The organism is Streptomyces speibonae (assembly GCF_984686075.1).
The window spans coordinates 6,502,620-6,526,383 of the sequence record NZ_OZ480260.1 but is presented as its reverse complement, the minus strand read 5'-3'; the positions used below and the strand labels follow the sequence as shown (position 1 = coordinate 6,526,383).

Sequence of the window (23,764 nt, the reverse complement as noted above, 5' to 3'; positions counted from 1 at the left end):
GGCAGCCATCGCGCCAAACGGGCACAAGCGGGCAGCATCGGATATGTAACAGGCCTGTTCAGATCGTGGACACCGCTGTACAACTTGCCCCATGGACGCCACCGGGCCCGAACGGGCGATTCCGTTTGACCGTTCGGTGGCGGTCGGGCAGGGAAGCACGTACGGAAGCGAGGGTCGGCGATGACGACGGCCAGAGCGGCGAAGACCGCCGAGGAACGCCAGCGGGAGATCGTCCGCGTGGCGCGGGCCACCGGCTCCGTCGAGGTCACCGCGCTCGCCACCGATCTGGGCGTGGCCCGGGAAACCGTCCGCCGCGACCTGCGGGTCCTGGAGGACCACGGACTGCTCCGCCGCACCCATGGCGGTGCCTGCCCCGTGGAGAGCGCCGGCTTCGAGACGACGCTCGCCTTCCGCGCCACCAGTCACGTCCCCGAGAAGCGCAGGATCGCGGCCGCCGCGGCCGAACTGCTCGGCGACGCCGAGACGGTCTTCATCGACGAGGGCTTCACCCCGCAGCTCATCGCCGAGGCCCTGCCGCGCGACCGGTCACTGACCGTGGTGACCGCGAGCCTGCCGACCGCCGGCGCCCTGGCCGAGGCGGAGAACTTCTCCGTCCTCCTGCTCGGCGGCCGGGTCCGCTCCGGCACGCTGGCCACCGTCGACCACTGGACCACGAAGATGCTGGCCGGATTCGTCATCGACCTGGCGTTCATCGGCGCCAACGGCGTCTCCCGCGAACACGGGCTGACCACGCCCGACCCGGCGGTCAGCGAGGTCAAAGCGCAGGCCATCCGGTCGGCGCGGCGCACCGTCTTCGCGGGCGTGCACACCAAGTTCGGCGCGGTCAGCTTCTGCCGCTTCGCCGACATCGGCGCACTGGAAGCGATCGTCACCAGCACCCTGCTCCCCGCCTCCGAGGCCCACCGCCACTCCCTGCTCGGCCCACAGGTCATCCGCGTCTGACGGCCGAACCCGCCGCACCCCCGTCCCCGCACCACCGGCTTGACCGCCCACCGCGGGCCCGCACCACCTCACAGCTCCCGCTTTGTCCAGATACAACCCAGGAGTACCGCAATGCGAACCGAGAGCCGACGCATACCCCGCAGCCTCTGTGCCGTGGCCGCATCAGCGGCGCTGATCACTCCGCTCGCCGCCTGTTCGGGCGCCGGCGGGTCCGCATCGTCCGACGGCCGGTCCATCAACGTGCTGATGGTGAACAACCCGCAGATGGTCGATCTGCAGAAGCTCACCGCCGACAACTTCACCAAGGACACCGGCATCAAGGTGAACTTCACGGTGCTGCCGGAGAACGACGTCAGAGACAAGATCAGCCAGGACTTCGCCAACCAGGCCGGCCAGTACGACGTCGCCACGCTCAGCAACTACGAGATCCCCATCTACGCCAAGAACGGCTGGCTCCACGAACTGGACTCCTACGTCAAGGACGACAGCTCCTTCGACCAGGACGACGTCCTGCCGCCGATGACCAAGGCCCTCACGGCCGAGGACGGCAAGCTCTACGGCGAGCCGTTCTACGGCGAGTCCTCCTTCCTGATGTACCGCAAGGACATCCTCGAGAAGGAAGGGCTGACCATGCCCGAGAAGCCCACCTGGAAGGAGGTCGCCGACATCGCCGCGAAGGTGGACGGCGCCGAGTCCGGGATGAAGGGCATCTGCCTGCGCGGCCTGCCCGGCTGGGGCGAGGTCATGGCCCCGCTGACCACCGTGGTGAACACCTTCGGCGGCACCTGGTTCGAGGAGGACTGGACGCCCCGGCTGAACTCCAAGGAGTTCAAGGAGGCCACGCAGTTCTACGTCGACCTGGTGCGCGAGCACGGCGAGGCCGGCGCGGCCCAGGCCGGCTACGCCGAGTGCCTGAACAACATGACCCAGGGCAAGACCGCCATGTGGTACGACGCCACGGCCGGCGCCGGCTCCCTGGAGGCCGAGGGCTCCCCGGTCAAGGGCAAGATCGGCTACGTCCCCGCGCCGGTCGAGAAGACGGACAGCTCCGGCTGGCTCTACACCTGGGCCTGGGGCGTCCAGAAGGCGTCCGACAACGCCGAGGACGCCTGGAAGTTCATCTCGTGGGCGTCCGGCAAGGAGTACGAGAAGCTCGTCGGCGAGAAGGTCGGCTGGTCGAACGTGCCGGGCGGCAAGCGCGCCTCGACCTACGACATCCCGGAGTACCGCGAGCAGGCCGGTGCCTTCGCCGATGTGACCCGTGACGCCATCGCGAGCGCCAAGCCCGAGAACCCGGGCGTGCAGCCCCGGCCCGCGCCCGGCATCCAGTTCGTCGGCATCCCCGAGTTCACCGACCTCGGCACCAAGGTCTCCCAGGAGATCAGCTCGGCCATCGCCGGACGCCAGTCCGTGGAGAGCGCCCTGGACAAGTCCCAGAAGCTCGCCGAGGCCGTCGCCGAGAAGTACAAGGCATCATGACCCTGACGAAGACGGCCCGCCCCGCCGCCGCTCCTCCCCGAGCGGCGGCGGCGCCGCCGAACCGCATCCGTGCCTGGGCCACCCGCGCCCCGCTGCTGCCCGCGCTGGTCTTCATGATCGTCGTGACGCAGCTGCCCTTCGTCGCCACGCTGGTGATCTCGTTCTTCGACTGGAACGCGCTCTACCCCGACGACCGCAGCTTCACCGGCTTCTCCAACTACGGTGACGTGCTGGGCGATGCCGCCCTGCGGAAGTCGATCTGGACGACGATCCTGCTCACCGTCACCGTGGTGCTGGTCAGCCTGATCCTCGGGCTGCTCCTCGCCCTGCTCCTCGACCGCCGCTTCCGCGGCCGGGCCGCGGTGCGCACCATGCTCATCGCCCCGTTCCTGCTGGTGCCGGTCGCCGCCGCACTGCTGTGGAAGCACGTGCTGTTCAACCCGGAGTACGGCCTGTTCAACGGCATCCTGAACGCGATCGGCGGGGACGGCGCCGCGCAGCCGGACTGGATCTCCGAGATGCCGCTGATGGCGGTCGAGGCCTCGCTGATCTGGCAGTGGACGCCCTTCATGATGCTGATCCTGCTCGCCGGACTGCAGAGCCGCGACCCCCAGCTGATCGAGGCCGCCCGGATGGACGGCGCGAGCGACTGGAAGGTGTTCGTCCACATCACGCTGCCGCATCTGCGCCGCTATCTCGAACTGGGCGTCCTGCTCGGCTCGATCTACATCGTGCAGAACTTCGACGCGGTGTTCACCATCACGTCCGGCGGACTGGGCACCGCCAACCTGCCGTACACGATCTACCAGACGTTCTACCAGGCCCACGAGAACGGTCTCGCCTCCGCGGCCGGCGTCATCGTCGTGATCGGCTCGATCATCCTGGCGACCTTCGCCCTGCGCGTCGTGTCGTCGCTGTTCCGCGAGGAGGTGTCCCGCTGATGGCCACCGTCGCCACCACCGCTCCCACCACCGCGGCCCCGCCGTCCCGGCCGGCCGCCCGGCTCCGGTCGAGCGCCCTGGGCATCGTCGCCTGGCTGGCCGGTCTCGCCTTCGTGGCGCCCCTGCTGTGGATGGTCCTCACGTCCTTCCACTCCGAGACCGACGCGGCGACCAACCCGCCCTCGCTGACCGCCCCGCTGACCCTGGACAGCTATCGCGAGTTCTTCGGACTCAACGGCGGCGCCAGCCCCTGGCCCCCGCTGCTCAACTCCATGACCGCCTCGGTGGTCTCCACCCTGCTGACCCTGCTGCTCGCCATCCCGGCCGCGTACGCGCTGTCCATCCGGCCGGTGAAGCGGTGGACCGACGTCCTCTTCTTCTTCCTCTCCACCAAGATGCTGCCGCTGGTGGCCGGCCTGCTGCCCATCTACCTCTTCGCGAAGAACACGGGCCTGCTCGACAACATCTGGGCGCTGGTCATCCTCTACACGGCGATGAACCTGCCGATCGCGGTGTGGATGATGCAGTCCTTCCTCGCCGAGGTACCGGCGGCGATCATCGAGGCGGCCCAGATCGACGGGGCGCGGCTCCCGACGGTCCTGGGGCGCGTGGTCGCGCCGATCGCCCTGCCCGGCATCGCGGCGACAGCCCTGATCTGCTTCATCTTCAGCTGGAACGAGCTGCTGTTCGCCCGCGTGCTGACGGGTGTGGTCGCCGAGACCGCCCCCGTCTTCCTGACCGGCTTCATCACCAGCCAGGGCCTGTTCCTGGCCAAGGTGTGCGCCGCGTCGTTCGTCATCTCCCTGCCGGTGCTCGCCGCGGGGTTCGCCGCCCAGGACAAACTCGTCCAGGGCCTGTCGTTGGGAGCCGTGAAATGAAGGCCGCCGTCATAGAGTCCGTGGGCAAGGCCGTCGTCGCCGAGGTTCCGGACCCGACGCCGGGGCCGCGCGACGTCGTCGTCGAGGTCGCGGCCTGTGGACTGTGCGGCACGGATCTGCACATCCTCCAGGGCGAGTTCGCCCCCAAGCTCCCGATCGTGCCGGGGCACGAGTTCGCCGGCGAGGTGGTCGGCGTCGGCTCCCAGGTCACGGAGGTGTCCCTCGGCGACCAGGTGGCGGTCGACCCCTCCCTGTACTGCCACGAGTGCCGCTACTGCCGAACCGGCCACAACAACCTCTGCGAACGCTGGGCGGCGATCGGCGTCACCACGGCGGGCGGCGCCGCCCAGTACGCCGTGGCCCCCGTGGCGAACTGCGTCAAGCTCCCCGAGCACGTCCGCACCCAGGACGCGGCCCTGATCGAGCCGCTCTCCTGCGCGGTGCGCGGCTACGACGTGCTCCAGTCGCGGCTCGGCGCCCATGTGCTGATCTACGGGTCCGGGACCATGGGCCTGATGATGCTGGAGCTCGCCAAGCGGACCGGCGCGGCGAGCGTGGACATGGTCGACCTCAACGCGGCGCGGCTGGAGACGGCGCGCCGGCTCGGGGTCTCCGCGGCGGCGGCGACCCCGGACGAGCTGGACCGGCCGCAGGGGTGGGACCTCGTCATCGACGCGACGGGCAACGCGGCGGCCATCCAGGACGGGCTTGAGCGGGTCTCCAAAGCAGGTACGTTCCTGCAGTTCGGGGTCGCGGACTACGCGACGCGGGTGCAGATCGATCCGTACCGGATCTACAACCAGGAGATCACCATCACCGGGTCGATGGCCGTTCTGCACAGCTACGAGCGCGCGGCGGAGCTGTTCGCGGGCGGTGTGCTGGACCCGGACGTCTTCATCAGCGACCGGGTCCCCCTGGACCAGTACCCCCAGGCGCTGGACCAGTTCGCGGCGGGCGTCGGCCGGAAGATCGTGGTGGTGCCGTAGCCGTCCCGCGGGGCACACATACGACCGGACGCGGCCTCCTCGGCCGCGTCCGGTCGTATGTGTGCCCGTTCCGCTTCCCGGGGTGCGCGGCACCCAGGAACAGCGCGGCCTGGTACCCGGGCCCACGGCGGGCGAGCCTGGAACGGCGGAACGGCAGGTCAAGCGCTGCCCTTCGCACACTCTTCCGCTTGCCCACCGATACGAGGACCTCATGCGTTACACGCTTCTGGGCCGCTCCGGCATCCGTGTCTCGGAGTTCGCGCTCGGCACCATGACCTTCGGGGAGGACTGGGGCTGGGGCGCCGGCCCCGAGACCAGCACCCGGATGCTCGAGCTCTACGCCGACGCCGGAGGGAACTTCATCGACACCGCGAACGTGTACACCGGCGGCTCCTCCGAGACGATCGTCGGCCGCGCGCTGAAGGGCCGCCGGGACCGGTTCGTGCTCGGCACGAAGTACACGTTGCAGACCGGAGCCGGGGACCTGAACAGCGCCGGGAACCACCGGAAGAACCTGGTGCAGTCACTGGAGGCGAGTCTGCGCCGTCTGGACACCGACCACGTCGACGTGCTCTGGGTCCACGCCCGCGACACGCTCACCCCGCTGCCGGAGGTGATGCGTGCCCTGGACGACCAGGTGCGCGCCGGCAAGGTGCTGCACGTGGGCGTCTCCGACTGGCCCGCGTGGGAGATCGCCCAGGCCAACACCCTCGCCGAGCTGCGGTCCTGGTCGCCGTTCATCGGCGTGCAGCTGCGGTACAACCTGCTCGGCCGCTCGGTGGAGTCCGAACTGATGCCGATGGCGGAGGCGCACGACCTGGCGGTTCTCGCCTGGGGTCCGCTCGCCGAAGGGCGCCTGACCGGCAAGTACCTCACCGGCACCGACGGCCGCCTCACCCGCGGCGGGTGGGACTTCAGCGGCGACCGCGGCGATCATGTCGTGCGCGAGGTCGTCGCCATCGCCGGTGAGGGCGGCTGGGCCCCCGCGCAGGTCGCCCTCGCCTGGCTGCGCTCGCGTCCGGGCACCGTCGTCCCCCTGCTCGGTGCCACCAGTGAACAGCAGCTGACCGCCAACCTCGGGGCGGCCGACATCACCCTCGACGAGGACACACTGCGCCGGCTCGACGAGATCAGCGCCCCCGAGCTCGCGTTCCCCCACGACGTGATGGCCGGTGAGGACATGATCGGCCTCGTCTACGGTGACCAGTGGCGCCAGGTCGTCGACCGGCGACGCGCCTCGCGCCGCCCCGTCAACGACAACCCCCGGCTGGCCTGAGCCCGCCGGGGCCCCCGGACGGGGCGGGGCCGGGTGTCCCCCGCCCGGCCCCGCCCCCCGATCGGACCACGGGTAAGGGAACGGTAAAACGGCCTCGCTCGTTCAGACAGTCATGACAGCTATGACCCCCGGCTCGAACATCCCCCTCCCCACCGCCCGCGTGACGGTGGACGTCGCCGCGCCCGTGCGGCTCGACGTATCGGGCCTGCTGCTCACCGCCGACGGCAAGGTGCGCTCCGACGACGACTTCATCTTCTACAACCAGCCCGCAGGACCCGGCGTGACCTACCGCTCCGGCGGCGGCACGGCCCCCGACGCCATCACGGTCGACACCGCGGCCGTACCCCCCGGCATCGAGAAGATCGTCGTCACCGCGAGCCCCGACGCGGCCGGCCAGACGTTCCAGGGCGTCGAACCGACGGCGACCATCCGCAACGCGGACGACGGCTCGGTCGTCGCCACCTTCACGCCCCCGCGCCTGGGTGCCGAGACCGCGCTCGTGATCGTCGAGCTCTACCTGCGCAACGGCGCCTGGAAGGCCCGCGCCGTCGGCCAGGGCTATGCCAACGGCCTGGCCGGCATCGCCACCGACTTCGGCGTCACGGTCGAGGAACCGGCCGCCCCGGCCCAGCCGGCCGCCGCCCCGGCACCGCCCGCGGCCCCGCCCGCCCCGCCGGTGTCCGCCCCGCAGGCGCCGCCCGCGCCCGCCGCGCCGCCGGCCCCGCCCGCCGCCGCGCCCGGCACCGGGAAGATCAATCTGGACAAGGGGCGGGTCAGCCTTCAGAAGAACCAGACCGTCTCCCTGATGAAGGGCGGCCGCCCGCTGCTCTCCCAGGTCCGGATGGGTCTCGGCTGGGAGCCGGCCTACCGCGGCAAGGACATCGACCTGGACGCCTCGGTCATCGCCTACGGCCCGCAGCGCAACCACATCGACAGCTGCTACTTCGGCAAACTGCAGATCGTGAACGGCGCGATCCGGCACTCCGGTGACAACCTCACCGGGGAGGGCAGCGGGGACGACGAGGTGATCACCGTCGACCTCGGCCGGCTCCCCCAGGAGGTCACCGGCCTGGTCTTCACCGTCAACTCCTTCTCCGGCCAGAAGTTCACGGAGGTCGCCAAGGCGTACTGCCGGCTCCTGGACGCCACCACCGGCGAGGAACTGGTCCGCTTCGACCTCACCGGCGCCGAACCGCAGACGGGCGTGTTGATGGCGAAGCTGATCCGCCAGTTCTCCGGCGAGTGGGAGATGACCGCGATGGGCGACTTCGTGAAGTCCCGCACGGTCCGCGGCATGGTCAAGCCGGCCGCCCAGGCGCTGTAACCCGGCCACCGCAACACGACGGCGGGTGCCCCGCGCGGGGCACCCGCCGTTGTCATGCCGCCCAGGGCCAGTCGGCGTCCCGGCCGGCCTCGAGCAGCGGCACCATCCGGAAGGCGGCGTCCGACAGGCCCCCGAAGGTGTGCCGGTTCGCCGAGCCCGACGGGCCGTGGCCCGCCCGGTACCCGGCCAGGTTCCAGGTGTACACCGGGACCCGCGCCGGGATCTGCTCGGTCGGGTCGCCGTGGTGGCTGTGGGCGTACTGCTCGTCGGTGACGATCAGCACCCGGTCGTGCCCCCGGTAGTGCCGGCGCACGGCCTCGGTCGTCTCGGTGCCGCCCAGGTCCCCGAAGCGGCCGAGGATCTTCAGCACCGACTCGTCCGGGCGGAACCGCACCGGCCTGCTGTTCGTGCCGAACTCGACCAGGTCCGCCTTCGCCGCCCGCAGCGCGAGCGCCGTGCCGAAGACGGCCGCCGCGTCCGCGCGGGTGAGCTCGGAGCGGTCCGACAGCCGCGAGTAGAACATCGAACCCGAGCGGTCGACGAGGACCAGCGTCCGGCCGGACAGCGCGGGCACGTTGGCCAGCGAGTGGCCGAGCGCCTGCTCCAGCGGGTACGACCAGCGCAGCGACGGCGCGTGCCGGTACGCGGCGAGGTACCGGAAGGGGAACTGCCGCGACCGGGCGACCTCGGCGGGGTCGGCGATGCGCGCGGCGACCTCGGCGGCGACCTCGTCCGAGACCCCGGCCGCGTCGAAGTTGCGCAGGTTGCGCACGAGCGCCATCGGGCCCATGGACGGGATGACGGCCTCCCAGGCCGCCTTGTCCATCGGTCCCTGCAGCCAGCCCGCCAGCGCCTCCCAGGTGAGTCCGGCGGCGGCCAGCCGCTCGGCACCGCCGGGCGACGTGACGACCGCGCGCCGCTCCTCGACGGGGAGCGCCATCAGCTCGCGGTGGGCGGTGAGGACGCGGTCGGAGGCGGGCGGCCGTGCGGTGTCCGGGTGGTGCCGGCGGTCGAGCGCGTACCGGAACAGCTCGCCCTGCCACGGCTTGTCCGGGTCGGGAGCGGCGTGCACCAGGTTCAGGATGTCGCCGAACCGATAGCCCTTGGACGCGGTGTCGTACTTCAGCAGGGCCTTGGGCCCGTAGAGCCGCCGCACGGCGTCGGCGACACCGCGCTTGACGGGCTTGGGGATGTTCCGGCCGTACGTCGCCGTCCAGTAGGCGAGCAGCTCGCCCGGCTCGTCGGGCCGCCGCAGCACGGAGTCCACGACCCGCCGGTTCGACGCCCCGTCGGTCGCGCCGGCCTCCAGGCGGGCCTTGACGTACTCGGCGGCCCCCACGATCGAGGCGGTGCGCAGGTTGCCGTCGCCGCGCAGCCAGCCGAGCAGTCCGGCCGTCCAGTCCGGGTCGGTCACCGCGAGCTCGCGCACGAGCGTGGCGAACCGGTCGTCACGGCGCTCGCCGCTCTCGTAGAAGGTCTGCTGCGTCACGAAGTTGGCGACCGCGAGCAGAAAAAGTTCCGAGCGTGCGTCACGCTCGCGTCCGCGGCCGCCCTCGTAGGTGCGCAGCACACGGCCGGTGGACGTCACGCGCGACGCCGGCTGCGGCCCCGCGCTGCGGGTGTTGAATCGCGCCATGGTGAATTCCCCCCAGAATTCTGCCGTCTTCGGAAAAGGGAGGCGCGACAAAGGAGGTGCCCGAGAAACGGGTCGGCTGCGGTACAGTCAGGCGCGTCTTCCCTTTCCGCCACATCGGCCGGGGGCCGATGACGGGATTCGAACCCGCAGTGAACCTGATCCCAAGAAGTAGCCGCTGCCTGCGCACCGGGCACCCACCAAATGCTGCGCCTCCCGAGATCAAGTCGGCGGCGGCGTCGGGTTTCTTTTAGAGAGAAGGAGCCGCAGCCCGCGCACCGGGAGGTGCATGAAGTTGTGGTGTCCAGAGATCGAAGTCGGCGGAACCGACAAGGTGCTCCAACCCCTGAGCTACACCGGCGCGTCGTGCCGGTGACGGGACTCGAACCCGTGACCGCCCCATTATCAGTGGAAGTAGGTCCTGCCTTCGCACCTGGACGTGCATCACTGTAGGAGAGCCGCCCCGGTCCGGGCGAGCGAATTAATCACCGGCGCTTCTGACGCTTCCACGGACCCGTGATGGCGAGCATGAGGCCCGGTTCCTGGATGTTGGCGTAGAGGGTCCGGCCGTCGGGTGAGAAGGTGACGCCGGTGAATTCGCTGAATTCCGGTTCCTGTGCGGTGCCGATGTTCAGTTCGTTGCGGGCGATGGGGTAGGTGCGGCCGCTGTCGGTGGCCCCGAACAGGTGCTGCGCGCCGTCTCCGTCCTCGGCGACGATGAGGCCGCCGTACGGCGAGACGGTGATGTTGTCGGGGCCGTCGAAGGCGCCGCCCCCCGCCCGGTCCCGGTCGGCGCCGAGGAGTAGTTTCAGGGTCAGGGTGCGGCGCCGGGGGTCGTAGAACCAGACCTGGCCGTCGTGCTGGACGGGGCTCTCCTCACGGGCGTAGGAGGAGACGAGGTACGCCCCGCCGTCGCCCCACCACATGCCCTCCAGTTTGCGGCCCCGGGTGACCTCGCCGGGGCCGAACTGCTCGCGGACGGGCACCTCGCGGGCGTCCCGGTCGGGCACGTCCACCCAGTCGACGCCGTACACCGTGCCGGCCCGCCGGGCGCGGGAGAGGTCGTCGACGAGGCGGCCGCCGGAGTCGAAGCACCTGGGCGCCTGGAGGACACCGGCGTCGTCGGCGAGCGTGCGCAGCCGGCGGGGGCCGTGCCGGAAGCCCTCCGGCGGGGTCCAGCGGTAGAAGAGGCCGTTCGGTCCGTCGGCGTCCTCGGTGAGGTAGGCGTGGCCGCGCCGGGGGTCGATGACGACGGCCTCGTGGTCGTAGCGGCCGAAGAACTTCAGCGGCCTGGGCCCGCGGTTGGCCCGCCGGTCGGCGGGGTCGACCTCGAAGACGTAGCCGTGGTCCTTGGTCATGCCGTTCTCACCGGCCCGGTCGGAGTTCTCCTCGCAGGTGAGCCAGGTGCCCCAGGGGGTGCTGCCGCCCGCGCAGTTGTCGGCCGTCCCGGAGATGCCGACCCATTCGGCGACGTGGCCGTCGGGGCGCACCTCGACGATCGTGCAGCCGCCGGGTGCGGCGGGGTCGTAGACCAGGCCCTCGGTGAGCGGCACGGGGAAGTCCGCCTCGTCGCGGGGGCCGTCCATCTCGTGGTTGTTGACCAGCAGGGTGGTGCCGCGCGGGCCGGGGAAGGCGGCCGTGCCGTCGTGCGCGGCGGGCGTGAACTCACCGGATTCCAGGCGGGTCCGCCCGGCGTGGGTGAGCACGCGGTAGGTGAACCCGGCGGGCAGGGCGAGTATCCCTCGCGGGTCCGGCCGCAGCGGCCCGTAGCCCACGCCCTCGTCCCGGCCCGCGGCCGTGGTGACGCCGGTGGTGGCGAGGGCGTGGGGGGCGGAGGCGAGGGCGCCGGCCGCGCCCGCCAGGGCGACCCCGGCGCCGGTGATCGCGGACGTTCTGGCGAAGTCCCTGCGGGTGAGCGGCATGCTGGCTCCAGGTGACGGTGGACAGGGCCGTGGAGGGTGCGCCCGTCAGGTTCCCGCCCGTGCCTGAACGCCGGTTGAACGGCGGGGGTCGCGCCGCTCCCCGCTCCCGTGAAGCTCAGCCGCCGTGCTGCGAGCGCGCCTTGAAGGCGGCCTTGCGCGCCTCCTTGGCGACCTTCTTGTCCGGGTGCAGGCGTCCCATGGCCTCCAGCACGTCCGCCGTGGCCGGGTGGTCCACCCGCCAGACGGCGTCGAAGAAGCCGCTGTGCTGCTGCGCCAGTCCCTCCACCAGGGCGCGCAGTTCCTCCGAGTTGCCCTCCGCGGCGAGCTGGGCGGCCACCGTGTCGATGGTCAGCCAGAAGATCATGGCCTCGGACGGCGGCGGCACGTCGGCGGCTCCGTGCTCGGCCAGCCACACCCGGGCCAGTCCGCCCAGCTCGGGGTCGTCCAGCACCTCCCGCAGCGCGGGCTCGGCCGTGGCGCCGACCAGCGACAGCGCCTGCTGGCAGCGCAGCCGCCGCAGCGGCGCGCCCTCGTCGGCGCCGCGGGCCGCCGCCAGCAACTCCCGTGCGGAGGTGAGGGGTTCGCGCCGGGAGAGCCACTGCTCGGTCTCCGCGTGGGCCGCCACCGGCGGGAATGCGGCCGTGCCGTCGAGCAGCGCGTCGGCGCCCTTGTCCGCGAGGTCGCCGACCGCCGGTGCCTCGAATCCGGCCTCCAGCAGCCGGGCGCGCAGCCCGTAGAGCCCGAGGGGGGTGAGCCGCACCATGCCGTAGCGGGAGACGTCGGTGTCGTCCTCCACGGCGGCGGGTTCCTCGTCGGCGTCGGCCATGAGTGCCTCGTCGACCGGCTGGTACTCCACGAGTCCCACGGGCTCCAGCACGCGGAACTGGTCGTCCAGCCGCATCATCGCGTCGGACACCTGCTCCAGGACGTCGTCGGTGGGCTCGGCCATGTCGTCGGGCACGATCACCGAGGCGGCCAGCGCGGGCAGCGGCACGGGCGCCCCGTCCGGGGCCTCCTCCCCGGCCGTGAGCACATAGAGGTTGCCGAGCACGCCGTCCAGGAACTCGGCCTCGGCCTCGGGGTCCCAGTCCAGGGCGTCGAGGTCGAGTTCCCCAAAGCCCTCGCCCTCGGCGATGACGTCGACGAGACCGCCCAGGTCCGGGACGCTCGCGTCGCCGAGCACCGTCTCCAGGGCGGCGAGCCAGACCCCCAGCACGTCCTGCGGCGAGCCCCCGGTGAGCAGCGCGAGTTCGGCGCCCGCCGTGACCGTTCCCTCCTCCTCGTCGACGACCTCGACGAGCCCGGTGTCGACGGCGACGCGCCAGGCCTCGCTGGCGTAGGCGGCGGCGTCGTCCCCGGTCAGTCCCAGCTCCGCGGCGGCCTGCGGCAACTGCTCCTCGACGAGCCCGCCCCCGGCGTCCACACGGGTGTCGGGCCCGGCCCAGCGGGCGAGCCGCGCGGCCCGGGACAGCACCGGGACGGACAGGGCGTCGCGCGCCAGCTCCGCTTCGGGACGCAGCCGTACCGGCGGCAGGATGGAGCTGTCTGACATGGGCGTGCTTCTCCTAGGGACCTGTATGGGCCTGTGACGACTCAGCGGTTCAGCCTAGACGGATTTCCACCCATGCCGCCCACTTCCTCTCCTCTCCGGCGCCCGTACGTGGCTGAAACCTTGACAAGTGGCCTGACCACGCTGGAGATTGACGCGCGTAGACAGTGACCCGCGCTCCACCCTCGTCCCGGCGTAGATCACGTTCCCGGAGGGAATCCGTTGCCCAGCAAGCCGTCCGCGCGCCTCGCCGCGCTCACCGTCGCCGCCGTGTGCACCGCGGCGTCCGCCGTCGTCCTCACCTCGCCCGCGCACGCCGACTCCGTGCGCATCCACGACATCCAGGGCGACACCCGCATATCGCCGTACGCCGGCGAGCAGGTCACCGATGTGACCGGAATCGTCACCGGCGTCCGCACCTACGGCTCCTCCCGCGGCTTCTGGATCCAGGACCCCGCCCCGGACGCGGACCCGGCCACCAGCGAGGGCGTCTTCGTCTTCACCGGCTCCACGCCGCAGGGCGTCGCGGTCGGCGACTCCGTCAGGGTGTCCGGCACGGTCTCGGAGTACGTCCCCGGCGGCACGTCCTCCGGCAACCAGTCCCTGACCGAAATCACCGGCCCGGCCTTCACGGTCGTCTCCAGCGGGAACGCGGTGCCGGCCCCGACGCGGATCACCGCGCGTTCCGTCCCGGCGGCCTACGCCCCGGTACCGCACGGCTCGATCGACGGCCTCCCCCTGCGCCCCTCCGTCTACGCCCTGGACCTCTACGAGTCCCTGGAGGGCATGAACGTCCAGGTCTCCGACACCCGGGTGGTGGGCGCCACGGACCCGTACACGGAACTGTGGGTCACGGTGAAGCCCTGGGAGCACCGCAACGCCCGGGGCGGCACCGTCTACGGCTCGTACCGCTCGCAGAACACCGGCCGCCTCCAGATCCAGTCGCTGGGCACGGCGGCCGGCTTCCCCGACGCGAACGTCGGCGACACCCTCGCCGGGAGGACCACGGGTCCCCTGGACTACAACCAGTTCGGCGGCTACACGCTGGTGGCCGAGGAGCTGGGCACGCTGAGCGGCGGGGAGCTGCGGCGCGAGACGACGCGCCGCCAGCACCGGTCCGAACTGGCGGTCGCGACCTACAACGTCGAGAACCTCGACCCCTCGGACGACACCTTCGACGCCCATGCCGCCGCGATCGTGGACAACCTCCGCTCGCCCGACATCGTGTCCCTGGAGGAGATCCAGGACAACAGCGGCGCCACCGACGACGGCACGGTCGCCGCCGACCGGACCCTGGCCCTGCTGATCGAGGCCATCGAGGAGGCGGGCGGCCCGCGCTACGAGTGGCGCGCCGTCGACCCGGCCGACAAGCAGGACGGCGGCCAGCCGGGCGGCAACATCCGCCAGGCGTTCCTGTTCAACCCGGACCGGGTCTCCTTCACCGACCGGCCCGGCGGGGACGCCACCACCCCCACCGGCGTCACCAGGATCCGCGGCAAGGCGGCCCTGACGAGCTCGCCCGGCCGGATCGACCCGATGTCCGAGGCGTTCGCGGACAGCCGCAAGCCCCTGGCCGGCGAGTTCACCTTCCGGGGCCGCACGGTCATCGTGATCGCCAACCACTTCTCCTCCAAGGGCGGCGACCAGGGCCTGACGTCCCGGTACCAGCCGCCGGCCCGCGGCTCGGAAATCCAGCGTCACCTCCAGGCGGAGGCGGTCCACGACTTCACCGCGGAGATCCTCAAGACGCAGAAGAACGCCAAGGTCGTGGTCCTCGGCGACATCAACGACTTCGAGTTCTCGGAGACGACCGAGATCCTCGAGGGCCACAACACCCTCTGGTCGGCGGTCAAGTCGCTGCCCCGCGCGGAGCGTTACTCGTACGTCTACCAGGGCAACAGCCAGGTCCTGGACCAGATCCTGATCACGCCGTCCATCCGCCGCTTCGACTACGACAGCGTGCACATCAACGCGGAGTTCCACGACCAGATCAGCGACCACGACCCGCAGATCCTGCGCTTCCGTCCGTAGAGCCTGTCGGCCGGCCGCCCGCGGGCACGGGGGCGGGGGTGGGGCACCCGCCCCACCCCCGGCCTCGGGCGGGCTTCAGCAGCGGTGGCGCCGCACCATCTCCGCCCCCACCGCGGCAGCGGCCACCGCCGCGGCCACCGCGACAGCGATCATCGCCGGCTTGCGGTACCGCATGCCGGCCTCCCCGGCGTGCGCGGCGCCGCTGCGCATCTGCACCTTCATCGCGCCGGCCCGGTCCCGGAGCTCGTCCGCCCGCGCCTTCGCCCGCCCCTTGACATCCATCTTCCCGGCCAGCTCCTCGACGGTGTCGCCGAGTTCGTGCCGGGTCCGCTCGATCTGCCGGCGCAGTTCGTCGGGCCCCTTGGCGCCCCGGCCCGCCGCGGCGGCCTCCGCCTCGGCGTCCACATGGGCCCCCGCACGGGCCCCCGCACGCCTCACGTCGTGTGTCATCGGTGCGCCCTTCCCTTGATCTCGTCCACATCGGCCTTCACGCTGCCCAGCGTCCGCTCCGGCTTGGGCGGCGTGGCCCGGCGCAGCTGACCGCGGCCGGCGAGGGCCAGCACACCCGCGATGAGGAACAGCACGCCCGTGACGATCAGCGCCGCGGCCCACAGAGGCAGCACCAGGTCCAGTGCGGCGACACCCGTACCGGCCAGCGCGAGCAGCCCCGCGTAGCCGAACGCGCCCGCCGCCCCCAGCATCCCGCCGCCCCGCCCGGCACGACGGCCCTTCTCCGCCAACTCTTCCTTGGCGAGTGCCACTTCCTGCCGTGCGAGCCGTGAGATCTGCTCGGTGGCCTGCCCGACGAGCTCGCCCACGCTGTGCTCGTCGCGAACCGGCCGTCGCTCCATGGTTCCGGTCACGATGCGCCTCCTCTCGGATCGGGGAGAGCCGAGTACCCCCGCCCACCTCGCTCTATCCATGAAGCAGCACTTACCGGTACAGGTAACAACACATAAGTGGAACTTCACGGCCGGGCGGTCGACACTACCCCCATGACCCCTTTCGGCCGCGTCCTGTGCGCGATGATCACCCCGTTCACCCCGTCCGGCGCGCTCGATCTCGACGGCGCCCAGCGGCTGGCCGGCCATCTGGTCGCCCACGGCTGCGACGGCCTGGTCCTGTCCGGCACCACGGGCGAGTCCCCCACCACCACGGACGCCGAGAAGTCGGCCCTGATCACGGCGGTACGCCAGGCCGTCGGCGCCCGGGCGACGATCGTCGCGGGCGTCGGCACCGCCGACACGGCCCACACCGCCGAACTGGCCCGCGAGGCCGAGAAGGCGGGCGCCGACGGCCTCCTGGTGTCGGCCCCGTACTACAGCCTGCCTCCGCGGGACGCGGTCGAGGCGCACTTCCTACGGGTCGCGGACGCCACGGACCTCCCCCTGGCCCTGTACGACATCCCCTCCCGCACGGGCGTCCGTATCGCGCCGGAGTCACTGCTGCGGCTCGCGGAGCATCCCCGGATCGTGGCGGTGAAGGACTGTTCGCAGGACTTCCTGGCCGCGCAGAAGCTGATCCCCCGCACCGGCCTCGGCTACTACGCGGGCTGCGACGAGCTCAATCTCGCCCTGTACGCGGTCGGCGGTGCCGGCTGTGTCAGTACGGTGGCCAACGTGGCCCCGGACCGCGTCCGCGCCGTCCTGGACGCCTTCGACGCGGGCGACACGGCGGAGGCGGCCCGCCTCCAGCAGCGGTTGACACCGCTCATCGAGGCGATGATGGCGAGCGGTCTGCCCGGCACGGTCACCGCCAAGGCCCTGCTCGCCGCGCTGGACCTCCCCGCGGGCCCGGTCCGCCCGCCGCTGCGGGCGGCCGCGCCCGGCACGACCGCGGAACTCGGGCGCGCCCTCGAACTGGCGGCCGTCTGACGACTCCGACGACGCACGGGCCGGACCCCCGGTGGGGATCCGGCCCGTGCGGTCGGCTGGTCGCGCGTCAGTCCCAGAGGTACCCGTCCCCGAACAGCAGGAAGTGCTCCAGCACATCCTCCGCGGGATCGTCGATCTGCCCCGCATCGGTGTTGAGCAGTCCCACACGGTGACCGTTGCCCGAGTTCGTGGACGTCTCGTCGGCGTGTGCGGTGCCCGCCAGGGTGCCGCACAGCATCAGCACCGCCACCACACCCATCACACCGACGGCGCAGCGCAGCGCCCCCCACACCCACTTGTTGGTCATCGCCCGTCCCCACTCCTGTATGTCTGTCGTCCCGGCGTCTGATCGGACCCTGTGTCCACCCGTTCATCTGCCAAAACGACCCATAAGTCACGGGGAGTAACCCATACGGGCGTGACGGACGGGTCAGTTGTGGCTGTGGAGGACCTCGTTCAGCCCGCCCCAGACCGCGTTGTTGGGGCGCGCCTCGACGGTGCCGGTGACGGAGTTGCGGCGGAAGAGGATGTTGGAGGCGCCGGACAGCTCGCGCGCCTTGACCACCTCGCCATCGGGCATGGTGACCCGGGTACCGGCGGTGACGTACAGCCCCGCCTCGACCACGCACTCGTCGCCGAGGGCGATGCCGACGCCCGCCTCGGCACCGATCAGGCACCGCTCACCGACGGAGATGCGCACGTTGCCGCCGCCGGACAGGGTGCCCATGGTGGAGGCGCCGCCGCCGATGTCGGAGCCGTCGCCGATCACGACACCGGCGGAGATGCGGCCCTCGACCATCGACGTGCCGAGCGTGCCGGCGTTGAAGTTGACGAAGCCCTCGTGCATGACGGTGGTGCCCTCGGCGAGGTGGGCGCCGAGCCGCACCCGGTCCGCGTCGGCGATCCGCACGCCCTTGGGGGCGACGTAGTCCGTCATGCGCGGGAACTTGTCGACGGAGGTGACGGAGAGGTGCAGGCCCTCGGCGCGGGCGTTGAGCCGGACCTGCTCCAGCTCGTCCACGGCGACCGGACCGAGCGAGGTCCAGGCGACGTTGGCCAGGTGGGCGAAGATGCCGTCGAGGTTCTGGCCGTGCGGCTTCACCAGCCGGTGGGACAGCAGGTGGAGGCGGAGATAGACGTCGTGCGCGTCGACCGGCTTCTCGTCCAGCGAGGAGATGACCGTGCGGACCGCGACGACCTCGACACCGCGCCGTGCGTCCGGTCCGGCCGCCGCCGTGGCACCGCCGCCGAGAAGTTCGGCGGCCCGCTCGGCGGAGAGCCGCTCGGTGCCGGACGGGCCGGGGTCCACGACGAGTTCGGGGGCGGGGAACCAGGTGTCGAGGACGGTGCCGTCGGCGGCGACGGTGGCGAGGCCGGCGGCCACTGCGCCGGTGGTGCTCTGAGCAGTCGTGTCGGTCATGAGGGCAACCTAACCGCCCGTCGGCCACGGACGCGAACCGGTCCCCCGGCATCTCACGTGCCGGGCGGGCTGCCCTGGGCGGGCCCCGCCGGGGTGCCTTCGCCCGCCGCGATCACCCGCCCCAGCACCTCCCGGGCGTACCCCTCGTCGTAGGGCGTGCCGGTCAGCAGCACCTGGAGACAGATGCCGTCCATCAGCGCGACCAGCGCCCGGGCCGTGACCGGGTCCGTGCGGCGGGACAGGTGCTCGGCGACGCCCTCGCACCACTCGGCGGCGACGGGACGCAGGGCGGGGCGGCGCAGGGCGGCCAGATAGAGCTCGTACTCGAGCTCCACGCCGGTGCGCTCACCGGCCAGCCACTCGCCCACCAGGGCGGCGAGTTCGGCCGCCAGGTCGAGACCCGGGTCCTCAAGGAGGCCGCCGCGCGAGGCGACCACCTTGGCGAAGCCCTCGTTGGCCTGGCGCAGGGCGGCGACCATCAGCTCGTCGAGCGTCTTGAAGTGGTACGTGGTGGAGCCGAGCGGCACATCGGCCTCGGCGGCGACGGTGCGGTGGCTGAGCCCGGCGATACCGCTGCGGCCCACCACCCGGATCGCCGCGTCGATGATCCGCTGCCGCCGCTCGGGGTCGTGGCGCCGGGCCATCAGTGCGCACCGCCCAGGTTCAGCACCACGACTCCGATGATGATCAGGGCGATGCCCGCGGCCCTGGCGGCGGTGAGCCCCTCCCCCAGGAACACGATGCCGATCGTGGCGATGGCGGCGGTGCCCACGCCGGCCCAGATCGCGTACGCGGTGCCGATGGCCACGGTGCGCAGGGTCTGCGCGAGCAGCGCGAAGGAGACCAGGTAGCCGGCCACGGTCAGCAGCGAGGGCCAGAGCCTGCTGAAACCGTCGCTGTACTTCATGGCGGTGGTGGCGCACACCTCGGCGACGATGGCCCCGGACAGCAGGAGATATCCCATGCGTACGAGCGTACACAACATCTGTACGGGCGTACACAACGCGGCCGGAAACACCGGAGACATGCGAACGGCGGCGCCGAAGCGCCGCCGTAAGCATGGGTCGAAACGAGGTGTCTCAGACGTTGAAGCCCAACGCCCGGAGCTGCTCGCGTCCGTCGTCCGTGATCTTGTCGGGGCCCCACGGCGGCATCCACACCCAGTTGATGCGCAGCTCGCTGACCAGACCGTCCGTGGCGGACTTGGCCTGGTCCTCGATGACGTCCGTGAGCGGGCAGGCCGCGGACGTCAGGGTCATGTCGACGGTCGCCACATTGGACTCGTCGACGTGGATGCCGTAGATGAGGCCGAGGTTGACGACGTCGATGCCCAGCTCGGGGTCGACGACGTCCATCAGGGCCTCGCGGAGCTCCTCCTCCGAGGCGGGCTTCATCTCCAGGGTCTCGCTCATGCCGTAGTCCTTTCGGCGTCGGCGCCCAGCGCCTGGGCCGTCGCGTCCTTCCACGCCATCCAGCTGAGGAGGGCGCACTTCACTCGGGCCGGGTACTTGGACACCCCGGCGAACGCGATCGCGTCCTCCAGGATCTCCTCCATCGCGTCGTCGGGCTCGATCTTCCCCTTGGACTGCATCAGTTCCAGGAAGGTGCCCTGGATCCGCTGCGCCTCGGCGAGGTCCTTGCCGACCAGCAACTCGTTCAGCACGGAGGCGGAGGCCTGGCTGATGGAGCAGCCCTGGCCCTCGTAGCTGACGTCGCTGATCGTCGTGCCGTCGTACTTCACGCGCAGTGTGATCTCGTCGCCGCACGTCGGGTTGACGTGGTGCACCTCGGCGTCGCCGTCCCTCAGACCACGCCCGTGCGGGTTCTTGTAGTGGTCCAGGATGACGTCCTGGTACATGGAGTCCAGCTTCACGCCTCAGCCCCTCATCCGAAGAAGTTCCGTACGTGCTCCAGGCCCTCGACCAGGGCGTCGACCTCGGCCGGCGTGGAGTACAGATAGAACGACGCTCGCGTGGTCGCAGGAATTCCGTACCGCAGGCAGACCGGGCGCGCGCAGTGATGGCCCACGCGTACCGCGATGCCCTGCTCGTCGAGGACCTGCCCCACGTCGTGCGGATGGATGTCACCCAGCGTGAACGAGATCGCGGCGCCGCGGTCCTCGGCCGTGGCGGGGCCGATGATGCGCAGGTCCGGGACCTCGGCCAGCCGCTTGACCGCGTACTCGGTGAGCGCGTGCTCGTGCGCGAGGATCTTCTCCATGCCGAGGGCCGACAGGTAGTCGATCGCCGCGCCGAGACCGACCGCCTGGGCGATCGGCGGGGTGCCCGCCTCGAACTTGTGCGGGGCGGGGGCGTAGGTCGACGAGTTCATCGACACGGTCTCGATCATCTCGCCGCCGCCGAGGAACGGGGGCAGGTCCTCGAGCAGCTCCTGGCGGCCCCAGAGCACGCCGATGCCGGTCGGGCCGCACATCTTGTGGCCGGTGAAGGCCACGAAGTCGGCCTGGAGGGCCTGGACGTCCAGCGGCATGTGCGGCGCGGCCTGCGAGGCGTCGACGCACACGAGCGCGCCGACCTCCTGGGCGCGGCGCACTATCGCCTCGACCGGGTTGACCGTGCCCAGGATGTTGGACACCAGCACGAAGGAGACGATCTTCGTCTTCTCCGTGATGACCTCGTCGATGTTCGACAGGTCGAGCCGGCCGTCGTCGGTGAGGCCGAACCACTTCAGCTTCGCGCCCGTGCGCTGCGCCAGCAGCTGCCACGGCACGATGTTGGAGTGGTGCTCCATCTCGGTGATGACGATCTCGGTCTCGTGGTCCACCCGGTAGGGGTCGTCGGCCCAGCCGAGCATGTTGGCCACGAGGTTGAGCGACTCCGAGGCGTTCTTGGTGAAGATCACCTCGTCGCGCGAGGGGGCGTTGACGAACTCCGCGACCTTGTCGCGCGCGCCCTCGTACAGCGCCGTGGCCTCCTCGGCGAGCACATGCACACCGCGGTGGACGTTGGCGTTGTAGCGCTCGTAGTACTCACCGAGGGCGTCCAGCACCTGGCGCGGCTTCTGGCTGGTCGCCGCGTTGTCCAGGTACACGAGCTTCCGGCCGTCGTGGACCTGCCGGTCCAGGACGGGGAAGTCCTTGCGGATCGCCTCTGTGTCGAGGAGGCCCGGCAGCTGTGTCACTCGGATGCGCCACCCTTCACGTACTTGTCGTAGCCCTCGGCCTCGAGCTGGTCGGCGAGCTCCGCGCCACCGGACTCGGCGATGCGGCCGTTCGCGAACACGTGCACGTGGTCGGGCTTGATGTAGCGCAGGATGCGCGTGTAGTGCGTGATCAGCAGGGTGCCGACCTCACCGGACTCGCGGACCCGGTTGACGCCCTCGGAGACGACGCGCAGGGCGTCGACGTCCAGGCCGGAGTCGGTCTCGTCGAGGATCGCGACCTTCGGCTTGAGCAGTTCGAGCTGGAGGATCTCGTGGCGCTTCTTCTCGCCGCCGGAGAAGCCCTCGTTGACGTTGCGCTCGGCGAAGGCGGGGTCCATGTTGAGGCGCTCCATGGCCTCCTTGACCTCCTTCACCCAGGTGCGCAGCTTGGGGGCCTCGCCGCGGATGGCGGTGGCGGAGGTACGCAGGAAGTTGGAGACGGAGACGCCGGGGACCTCGACCGGGTACTGCATGGCGAGGAAGAGGCCGGCGCGGGCCCGCTCGTCGACGGACATCTCCAGGACGTCCTCGCCGTCGAGGGTGACGGTGCCGCCGGTGATCGTGTACTTGGGGTGACCCGCGAGGGAGTAGGCGAGGGTCGACTTGCCGGAGCCGTTCGGGCCCATGATGGCGTGCGTCTCGCCCTGCTTCACGGTGAGGTCGACACCCTTGAGGATTTCCTTCGTGCCGTTCTCGACCTCGACGGTGACGTGCAGGTCTCGGATTTCAAGCGTTGCCATGGGTGCCTCAGGACTCCTGGGTGACGGAGACGAGCACGTCGTCCCCTTCGATCTTTACGGGGTATACGGGGACCGGGCGCGTCGCCGGAAGGGCGTCGGGCTTGCCGGAACGGAGGTCGAAACGCGAGCCGTGCAGCCAGCACTCGATGTGGCAGTCGTCGACCTCGCCCTCCGACAGCGAGACGTTCGCGTGCGAGCAGATGTCGTTGATCGCGAACACCTCGCCCTCGGTGAGCACGACGGAGACCGGCGTGCCGTCGAGTTCCACCCGCTTGGGGGTGTCCTCCTCCAGCTCGCTCAGCCCGCAGGCGCGTACGAAGGTCATGCGACCGCTGCCTCCAGCTCCTCCTCGATCTTGGCGATCAGGCGCTCCTCGATGTCCGGGACGCCGATCTGCTGGACGAGCTCGGCGAAGAAGCCGCGGACCACCAGGCGGCGGGCGTCCTTCTCCGGGATGCCCCGGGCCATCAGGTAGAAGAGCTGCTCGTCGTCGAAGCGGCCGGTCGCGGAGGCGTGGCCGGCGCCGACGATCTCGCCGGTCTCGATCTCCAGGTTGGGCACGGAGTCGACGCGGGCGCCGTCGGTGAGGACCAGGTTGCGGTTCATCTCGTAGGTGTCGGTGCCCTCGGCCTTGGCCTCGATGAGCACGTCACCGATCCACACGGCGTGCGCGTCGTCGCCCTGGAGCGCGCCCTTGTAGACGACGTTGGACTTGCAGTGCGGGACGTTGTGGTCGACCAGGAGGCGGTGCTCCTGGTGCTGGCCGGCGTCGGTGAAGTACAGGCCGAACAGCTCCGCCTCGGCGCCGGGGCCGGCGTAGGACACGCGCGGGTGGAGGCGGACGACGTCCCCGCCGAAGGTGACGACGACCGACTTGAAGGAGGCGTCACGGCCGACCAGGGCGTTGTGCTGGGCGACGTGGACGGCCTTGTCGTCCCAGTCCTGGACGGAGACGACGGTCAGCTTGGCGCCGTCACCGAGGACGAAGTCGACGTTGGCGGCGAGCACCGCGTCACCGGTGTGGTCGATGACCACGAGGGCCTCGGCGAAGGCGCCGAGCTCGATCAGCTGGTGGCCGTAGGCCGTGCCGCCCTCGCCGTGCACCGCGATGCGGACCGGCTCGGTGAGCACGGTCTCCTTCGGCACGGTCACGACCGAGGCCTGATCGAAGGCGGAGTACGCCTGGGCGGCGACGCGGTCCACCGGCGTGCCCGCGCGGCCGAGCCGGGCGTCGTCGCGGCCGACGGTCTCGACGGTGACGCCCTCGGGGGCCTCGACGGCGACCTTGACGCCCTCGCCGGTGGCGGTGGCGGTGCCGTCGTGCAGCCCGCGCAGCCGCTCCAGCGGGGTGAACCGCCACTCCTCCTCGCGGCCGTGGGGGACGACGAAGTCCGCCACGTCGTAGGACGGGGGCGCGCTCATGCGGGTGGCGACCGTCGACTCCGCGGCCACCGCGATCGAGCCCGAGGTCGTGGAACCCACGGGTACGGGTCCCCCCGCTGGAGCGGAGCCGGAAGTGGGGGAGTTCTGAGCCTCAGCCATGGCTGTCGTAGTGCTCGCTTTCCTTTACGTAAGGGGCTTGACGG

Annotated in this window: 24 protein-coding genes and 1 tRNA gene; 9 read left to right on the top strand and 16 right to left on the bottom strand. The window is 71.2% G+C overall.

Annotation, left to right across the window (positions count from 1 at the left end; all coding sequences use genetic code 11):
• Window positions 1-180 precede the first annotated feature (180 nt).
• The 7 genes from AC5L3C_RS29335 to AC5L3C_RS29305 all read left to right on the top strand — a co-directional run bounded on the left by AC5L3C_RS29335 (window position 181) and on the right by AC5L3C_RS29305 (window position 7,847).
• Window positions 181-963 carry a DeoR/GlpR family DNA-binding transcription regulator gene (locus tag AC5L3C_RS29335; protein ID WP_125507456.1) on the top strand — a complete coding sequence of 261 codons (783 nt, stop codon included), beginning with the start codon at window positions 181-183 and terminating at the stop codon, window positions 961-963.
• A 111-nt stretch (window positions 964-1,074) separates the two neighbouring features.
• Complete coding sequence (locus AC5L3C_RS29330) at window positions 1,075-2,442, top strand: ABC transporter substrate-binding protein (protein WP_493651937.1); 1,368 nt, start codon at window positions 1,075-1,077, stop codon at window positions 2,440-2,442.
• Window positions 2,439-3,383 carry a carbohydrate ABC transporter permease gene (locus AC5L3C_RS29325; RefSeq protein WP_493651935.1) on the top strand — a complete coding sequence of 315 codons (945 nt, stop codon included), beginning with the start codon at window positions 2,439-2,441 and terminating at the stop codon, window positions 3,381-3,383. Before AC5L3C_RS29330 ends, AC5L3C_RS29325 begins: the two co-directional genes overlap by 4 nt.
• Window positions 3,383-4,261, top strand: coding sequence for a carbohydrate ABC transporter permease (locus AC5L3C_RS29320; RefSeq protein ID WP_493651933.1), 879 nt, complete (start codon window positions 3,383-3,385; stop codon window positions 4,259-4,261). Before AC5L3C_RS29325 ends, AC5L3C_RS29320 begins: the two co-directional genes overlap by 1 nt.
• Complete coding sequence (locus tag AC5L3C_RS29315; protein ID WP_493651932.1) at window positions 4,258-5,247, top strand: zinc-dependent alcohol dehydrogenase family protein; 990 nt, start codon at window positions 4,258-4,260, stop codon at window positions 5,245-5,247. Before AC5L3C_RS29320 ends, AC5L3C_RS29315 begins: the two co-directional genes overlap by 4 nt.
• Window positions 5,248-5,458: 211 nt before the next feature.
• Complete coding sequence (locus AC5L3C_RS29310; RefSeq protein ID WP_493651930.1) at window positions 5,459-6,523, top strand: aldo/keto reductase; 1,065 nt, start codon at window positions 5,459-5,461, stop codon at window positions 6,521-6,523.
• A gap of 121 nt (window positions 6,524-6,644) precedes the next feature.
• Window positions 6,645-7,847, top strand: a complete 1,203-nt coding sequence (locus AC5L3C_RS29305; protein ID WP_493654075.1) for a TerD family protein — start codon at window positions 6,645-6,647, stop codon at window positions 7,845-7,847.
• Between the two features lie 52 nt (window positions 7,848-7,899).
• Here AC5L3C_RS29305 and AC5L3C_RS29300 read toward each other — a convergent pair whose 3' ends face one another.
• From AC5L3C_RS29300 to AC5L3C_RS29285, 4 genes are all read right to left on the bottom strand, one after another.
• Window positions 7,900-9,483: a TROVE domain-containing protein gene (locus AC5L3C_RS29300; protein ID WP_493651927.1), complete on the bottom strand. Its 1,584-nt coding sequence runs from the start codon at window positions 9,481-9,483 to the stop codon at window positions 7,900-7,902.
• Window positions 9,484-9,847: 364 nt separating this feature from the next.
• A tRNA-Ile gene (locus tag AC5L3C_RS29295) sits at window positions 9,848-9,973 on the bottom strand.
• Window positions 9,966-11,402, bottom strand: a complete 1,437-nt coding sequence (locus tag AC5L3C_RS29290) for an alkaline phosphatase PhoX (protein ID WP_493651926.1) — start codon at window positions 11,400-11,402, stop codon at window positions 9,966-9,968. Before AC5L3C_RS29290 ends, AC5L3C_RS29295 begins: the two co-directional genes overlap by 8 nt.
• Window positions 11,403-11,517: 115 nt before the next feature.
• Window positions 11,518-12,954 carry a hypothetical protein gene (locus AC5L3C_RS29285; protein WP_493651925.1) on the bottom strand — a complete coding sequence of 479 codons (1,437 nt, stop codon included), beginning with the start codon at window positions 12,952-12,954 and terminating at the stop codon, window positions 11,518-11,520.
• Window positions 12,955-13,173: 219 nt separating this feature from the next.
• Here AC5L3C_RS29285 and AC5L3C_RS29280 point away from each other — a divergent pair, with 219 nt between their 5' ends.
• Complete coding sequence (locus tag AC5L3C_RS29280; protein ID WP_493651923.1) at window positions 13,174-14,982, top strand: DUF8508 domain-containing protein; 1,809 nt, start codon at window positions 13,174-13,176, stop codon at window positions 14,980-14,982.
• 75 nt (window positions 14,983-15,057) lie between these two features.
• On the opposite strand, the gene AC5L3C_RS29275 is transcribed toward AC5L3C_RS29280, so the two are convergent.
• The gene (locus AC5L3C_RS29275; RefSeq protein WP_493651922.1) at window positions 15,058-15,432 is read right to left on the bottom strand and encodes a DUF3618 domain-containing protein; all 375 of its coding nucleotides are present in this window, start codon (window positions 15,430-15,432) and stop codon (window positions 15,058-15,060) included.
• Complete coding sequence (locus AC5L3C_RS29270; RefSeq protein WP_125507436.1) at window positions 15,429-15,845, bottom strand: phage holin family protein; 417 nt, start codon at window positions 15,843-15,845, stop codon at window positions 15,429-15,431. Before AC5L3C_RS29270 ends, AC5L3C_RS29275 begins: the two co-directional genes overlap by 4 nt.
• A gap of 132 nt (window positions 15,846-15,977) precedes the next feature.
• On the opposite strand from AC5L3C_RS29270, the gene dapA reads away from it, so the two are divergent.
• Complete coding sequence (gene dapA / locus AC5L3C_RS29265) at window positions 15,978-16,856, top strand: 4-hydroxy-tetrahydrodipicolinate synthase (RefSeq protein WP_493651921.1); 879 nt, start codon at window positions 15,978-15,980, stop codon at window positions 16,854-16,856.
• 67 nt (window positions 16,857-16,923) lie between these two features.
• On the opposite strand, the gene AC5L3C_RS29260 is transcribed toward dapA, so the two are convergent.
• The 10 genes from AC5L3C_RS29260 to sufD form a co-directional block, all read right to left on the bottom strand.
• On the bottom strand, window positions 16,924-17,163 hold the full coding sequence (locus AC5L3C_RS29260) for a hypothetical protein (protein WP_125507432.1): 240 nt from the start codon (window positions 17,161-17,163) through the stop codon (window positions 16,924-16,926).
• A 123-nt stretch (window positions 17,164-17,286) separates the two neighbouring features.
• On the bottom strand, window positions 17,287-18,276 hold the full coding sequence (gene dapD, locus AC5L3C_RS29255; RefSeq protein WP_125507430.1) for a 2,3,4,5-tetrahydropyridine-2,6-dicarboxylate N-succinyltransferase: 990 nt from the start codon (window positions 18,274-18,276) through the stop codon (window positions 17,287-17,289).
• A 53-nt stretch (window positions 18,277-18,329) separates the two neighbouring features.
• The gene (locus tag AC5L3C_RS29250; protein WP_493651918.1) at window positions 18,330-18,920 is read right to left on the bottom strand and encodes a TetR/AcrR family transcriptional regulator; all 591 of its coding nucleotides are present in this window, start codon (window positions 18,918-18,920) and stop codon (window positions 18,330-18,332) included.
• Window positions 18,920-19,240, bottom strand: coding sequence for a DMT family transporter (locus tag AC5L3C_RS29245; RefSeq protein ID WP_125507426.1), 321 nt, complete (start codon window positions 19,238-19,240; stop codon window positions 18,920-18,922). Before AC5L3C_RS29245 ends, AC5L3C_RS29250 begins: the two co-directional genes overlap by 1 nt.
• A 115-nt stretch (window positions 19,241-19,355) precedes the next feature.
• Entirely contained in the window at window positions 19,356-19,688 is a 333-nt protein-coding gene (locus AC5L3C_RS29240; protein WP_125507424.1) for a metal-sulfur cluster assembly factor, read from the bottom strand.
• On the bottom strand, window positions 19,685-20,149 hold the full coding sequence (gene sufU, locus AC5L3C_RS29235; protein WP_125507423.1) for a Fe-S cluster assembly sulfur transfer protein SufU: 465 nt from the start codon (window positions 20,147-20,149) through the stop codon (window positions 19,685-19,687). The genes AC5L3C_RS29240 and sufU overlap by 4 nt, the downstream gene beginning before the upstream one ends.
• A gap of 11 nt (window positions 20,150-20,160) precedes the next feature.
• Window positions 20,161-21,417: a cysteine desulfurase gene (locus AC5L3C_RS29230; protein WP_493651917.1), complete on the bottom strand. Its 1,257-nt coding sequence runs from the start codon at window positions 21,415-21,417 to the stop codon at window positions 20,161-20,163.
• Window positions 21,414-22,178 carry a Fe-S cluster assembly ATPase SufC gene (gene sufC, locus AC5L3C_RS29225; RefSeq protein ID WP_125507418.1) on the bottom strand — a complete coding sequence of 255 codons (765 nt, stop codon included), beginning with the start codon at window positions 22,176-22,178 and terminating at the stop codon, window positions 21,414-21,416. The genes AC5L3C_RS29230 and sufC overlap by 4 nt, the downstream gene beginning before the upstream one ends.
• A 7-nt stretch (window positions 22,179-22,185) precedes the next feature.
• On the bottom strand, window positions 22,186-22,503 hold the full coding sequence (locus AC5L3C_RS29220; protein WP_125507417.1) for a non-heme iron oxygenase ferredoxin subunit: 318 nt from the start codon (window positions 22,501-22,503) through the stop codon (window positions 22,186-22,188).
• A complete protein-coding gene (sufD, locus tag AC5L3C_RS29215) occupies window positions 22,500-23,720 on the bottom strand; it encodes a Fe-S cluster assembly protein SufD (protein ID WP_493651915.1) in 1,221 nt (406 codons plus the stop codon). Before sufD ends, AC5L3C_RS29220 begins: the two co-directional genes overlap by 4 nt.
• Window positions 23,721-23,764 lie beyond the last annotated feature (44 nt).